This window comes from Rubrimonas sp., from assembly GCF_036788415.1.
Taxonomy (GTDB): Bacteria; Pseudomonadota; Alphaproteobacteria; order Rhodobacterales; family Rhodobacteraceae; genus Rubrimonas.
The window spans coordinates 1-2273 of record NZ_DAIQNN010000222.1 but is presented as its reverse complement, the minus strand read 5'-3'; the positions used below and the strand labels follow the sequence as shown (position 1 = coordinate 2273).

The 2273-nt window shown below is 72.4% G+C and carries 3 protein-coding genes; all 3 read left to right on the top strand.

Annotated features, from left to right (window positions below):
• The coding region (gene aztA, locus V7Q31_RS18855) for a zinc ABC transporter ATP-binding protein AztA (protein WP_333835373.1) at positions 1 to 748 on the top strand (748 nt) is incomplete at its 5' end.
• On the top strand, positions 745 to 1614 hold the full coding sequence (locus V7Q31_RS18850) for a metal ABC transporter permease (protein WP_333835372.1): 870 nt from the start codon (positions 745 to 747) through the stop codon (positions 1612 to 1614). The genes aztA and V7Q31_RS18850, both read left to right, overlap by 4 nt.
• Positions 1615 to 1632: 18 nt before the next feature.
• On the top strand, positions 1633 to 2273 hold a 641-nt coding region (locus V7Q31_RS18845), incomplete at its 3' end, for a metal ABC transporter solute-binding protein, Zn/Mn family (RefSeq protein ID WP_333835371.1).

Genomic DNA, 2273 nt, shown 5'->3' with positions numbered 1-2273 from the left:
CATGACCGCGGCGCTGCGCTTCGAGAACCTCACGCTGGGTTATAACCGGCATCCGGCCGTGCATCACCTCGACGCCGAGATCGCCCGGGGCGCGCTGACCGCGATCGTCGGCCCGAACGGCGCCGGCAAGTCGACGCTGCTCAAGGGCGTGGCCGGCGCGCTGCGGCCCCTCGAGGGCCGCATGACTCTGGCGGATAGCGCACGGACGCGAATCGCCTATCTGCCGCAGCTCGCCGAGATCGACCGCAGCTTCCCCGTCGCGGTGCTGGAGTTCGTGGCGATGGGGCTCTGGCGGCGGATCGGGGCCTTCGGCGCGCTCGGCCGCGGCGATCGCGACCGGCTCGGGGCGGCGCTCTCGGCGGTCGGGCTCGAAGGTTTCGAGCGCCGGTCGATCGGCGCGCTTTCCGGCGGCCAGACCCAGCGCGCGCTCTTCGCGCGGCTCCTGCTGCAGGACGCCGAGCTGATCCTGCTCGACGAGCCCTTCACCGCGATCGACGCCCGCACCGCTGCCGACCTGATGGACCTCGTGCGGCGCTGGCACGGCGAGGGGCGGACAGTGGTGGCCGTTCTCCACGATCTCGACCTCGTGCGCGCGGCCTTCCCGGAGACCCTCCTGCTGGCGCGCGAGCTCGTGGCGCACGGACCCACGAAAGAGGCGCTGAGCGCGGCGAACCTCCTGCGCGCGCGGCGCATGATCGAGGCGCAGGACGACGCGGCGGCGGTGTGCCGCAGGAGCGGCGCGCGATGATCGCCGATCTCCTGCTGGACCCCTTCGCCGATTTCGCCTTCATGCGCCGCGCGCTGGTGGGCTGTCTCGCCCTCGCCCTCGGGTCGGCGCCGGTCGGCGTGTTCCTGATGCTGCGGCGCATGAGCCTGACGGGCGACGCGATGGCCCACGCGATCCTGCCGGGCGCGGCCGTGGGCTACCTCGTCGCCGGGCTCTCGCTCGGAGCGATGACGCTCGGCGGCGTGATCGCGGGGCTCGCGGTCGCGCTGCTCGCCGGAGCGGTCAGCCGCTCCACGGCGCTGCGCGAGGATGCGAGCCTCGCGGCCTTCTACCTGATCTCGCTGGCGGCGGGCGTGCTGATCGTCTCGATGCGCGGCGGGACGGTCGACCTGATGCACGTGCTGTTCGGCACGGTGCTCGCGCTCGACGACGCGGCGCTGACGCTGCTCTGCGCGATCGCGACGCTCACCCTGATCACGCTCGCGGCGCTGTTTCGGCCGCTCGTGCTCGAATGCGTCGATCCGGGCTTCCTGCGCTCGGTCGGCGGCGGCGGCGCAGTCGCGCATTTCGTCTTTCTCGCGCTCGCGGTGCTGAACCTTGTCGGCGGCTTCCACGCGCTCGGCACGCTGATGGCGGTCGGGATCATGATCCTGCCGGCTGTCGCGGCGCGGTTCTGGGCGCGCGGGATCGGCGGGCTGATCGCCGTCGCGGCGGGGATCGCGATCCTTTCGGGCTGGGCGGGTCTCCTGCTGTCGTTCCACGTCGGGTTGCCCTCGGGCCCCGCGATCATCCTCGTCGCCGGCGCCGCCTATCTCGGCTCGCTCGTCCTCGGTCCCGAGGGAGGGCTCGTCGCCCGCCTCGCGCCCCGCCCGCACTTCGAAAACTGATCAAAGGAGAGACCTGTCATGCTCACGCGCCGCTGCCTGCTCGCCGCCTTCGCGCTCGCGCTCGCGCCGATCGGCGCCACTGCGCACGACCGCCTCGCGGTCGTCGCCTCGTTCAGCATCCTCGGAGACCTCGTCGACCGCATCGGCGGCGAGCGCATCGAGATACGGACGCTCGTCGGCCCCGACGGCGACGGCCATGTCTACCAGCCGACGCCGGCCGACGCGAAGGCGGTGGCGCAGGCCGACCTCGTCGTCGTCAACGGTCTCGGCTTCGAGGGCTGGATCGATCGGCTGGTCGAGGCGTCGGGATATGGCGGGCCGATCGTCGTCGCGGCCGCCGCCGTCGCGCCGCTCGCGACAGAGGAAGGCGAGGCGCATGACCACGATCACGCGCACGACCATGCTGGCCACGATCACGGGCCGGTCGATCCACACGCCTGGCAAAGCGTGCCCAATGTGCGGCTCTATGTCGGCGCGATCGCCGAGGGGCTGAGCGTCGCCGATCCAGAGGGCGCCCCGACCTACGCCGCCAACCTCGCGAGCTATCTCGCCGAGCTCGACGCCCTCGACGCCGATGTCCGCGCGGCGGTGGCGGCGCTGCCAGCCGAGCGCCGGATCGTCGTCACCTCGCACGACGCTTTCGGCTATTTCGAGCGCGA